The 4,493-nt window shown below is 51.7% G+C and carries 5 protein-coding genes and 2 pseudogenes; 1 reads left to right on the forward strand and 6 read right to left on the reverse strand.

Annotated elements, in window-relative coordinates:
• A pseudogene (locus C4N24_RS14615) lies at positions 1–477 on the forward strand (argininosuccinate synthase domain-containing protein); the annotation flags it as partial.
• A 244-nt stretch (positions 478–721) separates the two neighbouring features.
• On the opposite strand, the pseudogene C4N24_RS14620 reads toward C4N24_RS14615, so the two are convergent.
• The 6 genes and pseudogenes from C4N24_RS14620 to C4N24_RS14645 all read right to left on the reverse strand — a co-directional run.
• A pseudogene (locus tag C4N24_RS14620) lies at positions 722–1,109 on the reverse strand (ATP-binding cassette domain-containing protein); the annotation flags it as partial.
• A 121-nt stretch (positions 1,110–1,230) separates the two neighbouring features.
• Complete coding sequence (locus tag C4N24_RS14625) at positions 1,231–1,863, reverse strand: L-2-amino-thiazoline-4-carboxylic acid hydrolase (RefSeq protein WP_112092000.1); 633 nt, start codon at positions 1,861–1,863, stop codon at positions 1,231–1,233.
• A gap of 101 nt (positions 1,864–1,964) precedes the next feature.
• On the reverse strand, positions 1,965–2,306 hold the full coding sequence (locus C4N24_RS14630) for a hypothetical protein (RefSeq protein WP_112092001.1): 342 nt from the start codon (positions 2,304–2,306) through the stop codon (positions 1,965–1,967).
• Positions 2,307–2,351: 45 nt separating this feature from the next.
• The gene (locus C4N24_RS14635) at positions 2,352–3,053 is read right to left on the reverse strand and encodes a DUF6796 family protein (RefSeq protein ID WP_112092002.1); all 702 of its coding nucleotides are present in this window, start codon (positions 3,051–3,053) and stop codon (positions 2,352–2,354) included.
• Between the two features lie 60 nt (positions 3,054–3,113).
• Positions 3,114–3,593, reverse strand: coding sequence for a hypothetical protein (locus C4N24_RS14640; protein ID WP_112092003.1), 480 nt, complete (start codon positions 3,591–3,593; stop codon positions 3,114–3,116).
• Positions 3,594–3,834: 241 nt separating this feature from the next.
• A complete protein-coding gene (locus C4N24_RS14645; RefSeq protein ID WP_112092004.1) occupies positions 3,835–4,329 on the reverse strand; it encodes an ABC transporter permease in 495 nt (164 codons plus the stop codon).
• Positions 4,330–4,493 lie beyond the last annotated feature (164 nt).

Raw genomic sequence — 4,493 nt, forward strand, 5'->3', positions numbered from 1 at the left:
AATGAGATCGGCGGCCGCAACGGCATCGGCCTGTATGATGTGGTGGAGAACCGTCTGGTGGGCATGAAGAGCCGCGGTGTCTACGAGACCCCCGGCGGCACCATCCTGTACAAAGCCCACGAAGTGCTGGAAACTCTGACGCTGGACAAGCTCACCGCCCACAAGAAGCGTGAGCTGGCCATCACCTTTGGCGAACTGGTGTATGATGGCCAGTGGTTCAGCCCGCTGCGCAAAGCTCTGAGTGCCTTTGTCACCTCCACACAGGAGTATGTCACCGGCAAGGTGCGTCTGGAACTGTACAAGGGCAACCTCATCAATGCAGGGGTCTGGTCGCCGTTCTCTCTGTATCGTGAAGACATCGCCACCTTTGCCGCAGGCGGTGACTATAAGCAGAGCGATGCCACCGGCTTCATCAGCATCTATGGTCTGCCCACCAAGGTGCAGGCTATCGTAAGCAGCGAAAAAGAAGGGCAATGAAGTAGTTTATAGCAGTTCCTTTTTGAGAATCTGCCTGACATGGAGATCCTGACCCACCCGGAGCGTCTCGACCAGATGCTGCCTTGGGGAAAGATCATTCAGGAAAACTTTGCATGACAAAATGAGGCACCCGATTCTGAGTCGGATGCCTCTTATCTTTCTGTGAACACACTTTCACTGGGCGGTCACTTTCTTGTATGGTGACCATGAACTCTGCACGATGTCAAGTCCTAGACAACTTTTTTCAAATACAGATCTTCAATGATGGTGGTTTCATCGTATGCAGCAACTGTGCAGGCGATCCCTGTTCTGCTACTCCTCCATCTTTGAGCACCACAATCTTATCTGTACTGGAAACAGTGCGCATCCGGTGGGCGATGATGAGGACGGTTTTATTTTTTTATCAGCCGGGATAGAGCCTCCTGAATGGCAGTTTCGTTCTCCACATCCAAGCTGGCGGTGGCTTCATCCAGCAGGATGATGGGCGCATCCTTCAGGAAAGCGCGGGCGATGGAAATACGCTGACGCTCACCGCCGGAAAGAGCACAGCCGTTCTCGCAAATGGTGGTGTTCCACTTGTCCGGAAGCTTCTCGGCAAATTCCTCACAGTTTGCCAGCTTTGCCGCCAGAACCTCCTCGGCTGGTGTCCGGTTTAATCGAAACCGCACGGATTGGTACAGCCATAGGCAAGGGAATCGTGAAAAAGCTCCCTGCTTCCCGATCCAGGCATCACCGATGAAGCAGAAATAAAGTTCAAGTTCGTTCTTTGTCGCCTGTAATAAAGTAGTCACAATACTCTCCGCCATTCGCCAGCGTCTGTTTCCTGTGCAGGACACCGTGCTGAAGCGTGATCATCACTTCATCAAGTTCACAGAACAACGGCATCAGTTCGGAAACACCGAGATTTCGCGCATAGGAACAGATTGGACAGCGGGTAATGCGGTAGTAACAGGCACCCTCGTACGGCTGCCCGATGAAATCCACCTTGAATGAGGTCGGGTATTTCGCCTCCTTTTCGGGCGTATACCACTTGGCGTATTTGACAACGCTCTTTTTGTTCTCCGCCTTCCCCTTGTCGGTATTCAAGTCGGTCTTTGCAAAGTACCACTTGATATGATAGAGTGAGCGGCGCATCATTTCCTGCACGGTTTCCGGCGGGATTTTTTTCTCACTTGCCACATAGGGTGCGACAAAGGCAAGGGCAAACAGCTCATTGTACGCCATTGGGTTATCGTTGCCGATGTCATCCGCTTTCTCGACAAGCTCACGATAGACCTTTTTGCTCTTTTTCATGATGTCAGCGGCATATTCCCTGCCGTATTTCTCTGCCAGAATCTTTTTCATCGGGCTTTTGAACATCCAGAAATAAAAACCGTTATATTTCATATCGCTTTTCCTCCCGTGATTTATTTGCAGACCCGAAAAACGCAGCCCAGCCGCCGAGGGGCAGGCCATCATTGCATCCATATACCGCTTAGCAGTCTTGCCTACATAATTTCCACTTTCCCTGGGGATTGCGCTTTGCGCAGGCAATGGGTCAGCGCACCGCTGCCGCAGCCCACATCCAGCCCAATGCCGCCCTCCGGCAGAGTGACATAATGCGCGGTTCCTTCGATGATCTGCTTTGAGAGCTTGCGCTCGCCGTCATAGGAAAAGCTCCGATAGGCATACACGCACCACTGGGTGCACTTTGCACAAACGACAAAGGCAATGCCGAACACCACGCCCAGCACGACGCGCAGCTTTCCGCCCACACCGATGCCGAATATGCCGAAAACCAGCAGCAGCGCAAACGACAGCACCGTTCCCGCGATGAGCGAAACCAGCATTCCCTTGGGAATCCAGTTTTTGTAGTCAGGCTTCAGACTCCTTTTTTATTGAGTGTGACTTCTCTCATAAACCGCAGCCGCGATGCACCAGATCACGATGGCGGTATTGGTACTGCTCTGGCTCATTACGGACATCCATGTAGCCACCGGCATCTGCATCGCCTGCGCAATATCCGGTACTGCGGCCAGCAGAAGATTCCATGTGACCGGGTGAAAAGCCAGCATCCACCGGGAATACCGTGTCTTGCCCGCAAGCAGCATCACGAAATGGATGCCGAAAGCCAGTATCATCGGAACGTACATCGGCGCAATGGCGAGGAGCATGCCGTCTTGATAGGCGGTGACCGCCGCGATGGCAGCTTCTTCTCCGATGCGCGGGCCCAGATAGGTGGTGAACCACGCCATGGTAGCCACCCAGGTGTGGATAGTCAGCGCCACCGCAACGGTGAAAATTCCGCACAGATACTGAATGATCTTTGTTTTTCTGTACTTTGTATCAATGTCCGCATTCAGTGCCTTTACCACAAAGTAATAGAGAAAGCCGCCGACCGCTCCCAGCCCAACGGTAAGCACAGGCTTCCAAAGCCCGTAGGAGCCGGACAGATAATAGGCTCTGTTGAAAAGACCGGTGTCCGTTTCCCGAAGCGGAATGCAGCCCAGCAGCCAGTCCCCGGCAGCCATAAATCCGCATCCGACTGCGCCAAGAATGCACCAGCGAATCAGCTTTTTCGGTTTCTCCGTCTTCATCTTTTTTGCCTCCGATTGCAGTTCATGATTCTGCTTTTCATTTGGGCAATTTCCAACTTCTTAGAAAATCAAATGGACAATACCGCCGACAATTGCCGCTCCCGCAACCCAGATCAGCGCCAGTATGCTTCGCTTTTTCAGCACCTGCCTCCAGGTCTGCACGAACGGCGCATCTTCAAGCCCTGGCAGCACCCAAAACTGGCTGTGCCCGACCCATAGCTTGTCGATTACAACGCCGTCATAGATATTCATAACCTCAAGAAACAGCAGCGCCTGCCAATAGACCTCACCAAAGGAGGAAGCCCCGTTCCACAAACCGATAATCAGCACAAGAGCAGCAAGCATCACGATAAAGAACGGTATCATAAAGCATTTTCGTTTCCGGTTCATCGTATTGCGGTCGATTAGTCCCAGTTCGATGGCGCGATCCTGCACCTCCTTGGGATAAAAGTACAGTCCATTGACAGCACCGCCGATCACAGCGATTTTTACCATTGCGGTAAACAGCAGACAATAAAGCAGCAGTTGCAGCACGATCATTGTTTTTCTCCTCTCAGTCTGCGTGCGAATCGGGCATATGCTCCCATTTCCTTCGTCTTCCATCGTGGTTCATACAAAACAAGAAAGTATGCCAGAAATACCATGAGCGCAGTAAGAACCGTAATTTTCATTTCGACTTTACTTTCTCTCCTTCACGTCCGCAAATATGGCAGATTATTGCATTCCCGCGTCGAGGTATTTGATGAGGCCATACAGCGAGGAGCATCTCCCATGTATTGTTTCAAAGTACGGTAACGATCAGGGCTGTCAGCGCGGCGATTGCGGCAAACAGCGGCATTCCGTGCAAAAACGATTCGATATGCTTTTTCGGATCCTGATAGTATTTCTTCTCCGGCAAAAACGAGAAACGGATGCGTTTTGTACTGCGCCACCAGAGCAGATCGATCACAAGGAGATCGAACAGGCCCAATCCCTCGCCGAATGCAAGGAAGTACCAAAATGCTGACAGGTAATTGTTTAGGCCCAGCACACTTTTCAACGCAAGCCCCAAAACGGAAAACACCACTGTAAACAAAAGAAGATTACTGAGCAAAATGGCAGCGGTGGATTTTGCCTTCGGAACTGCTTGCCCAAGCTGAGGGTCGCTTTGCACACGGGTCTGAACCTCATCGGGATAGGAACGCAATCCGATGAGATTTTTCCTGTCCGTGCCTGTTCCGAGAAAGCATACGCCCCAATACAGAAAATAAAATACAGCGGCGATCATGATTTTCATATATATCTACGCTCCCATTCCATTTGCCGACCATCTCCGCTCCTGACGAACGCTTTTCATACCAAACTGCCTCCCCGCTATTTTTTGACCTTCATGCAGAAATCGCAGCGGTCATTTCCGCGCCCCAGCGTCATGCTTCTCTCCCAGATCAGCTTCGGATGCAG

The sequence above is a fragment of the Faecalibacterium prausnitzii genome (genome assembly GCF_003287405.1).
GTDB lineage: Bacteria > Bacillota > Clostridia > Oscillospirales > Ruminococcaceae > Faecalibacterium > Faecalibacterium intestinale.

What these genes read in the sequence shown, in the direction of transcription:
- C4N24_RS14625 (WP_112092000.1), bottom strand. Translation starts at nt 1,863, where the DNA reads ATGAAATATAACGGTTTTTATTTCTGGATGTTCAAAAGCCCGATGAAA.
- C4N24_RS14630 (WP_112092001.1), bottom strand. Translation starts at nt 2,306, where the DNA reads ATGCTGGTTTCGCTCATCGCGGGAACGGTGCTGTCGTTTGCGCTGCTG.
- C4N24_RS14635 (WP_112092002.1), bottom strand. Translation starts at nt 3,053, where the DNA reads ATGAAGACGGAGAAACCGAAAAAGCTGATTCGCTGGTGCATTCTTGGC.
- C4N24_RS14640 (WP_112092003.1), bottom strand. Translation starts at nt 3,593, where the DNA reads ATGATCGTGCTGCAACTGCTGCTTTATTGTCTGCTGTTTACCGCAATG.
- C4N24_RS14645 (WP_112092004.1), bottom strand. Translation starts at nt 4,329, where the DNA reads ATGAAAATCATGATCGCCGCTGTATTTTATTTTCTGTATTGGGGCGTA.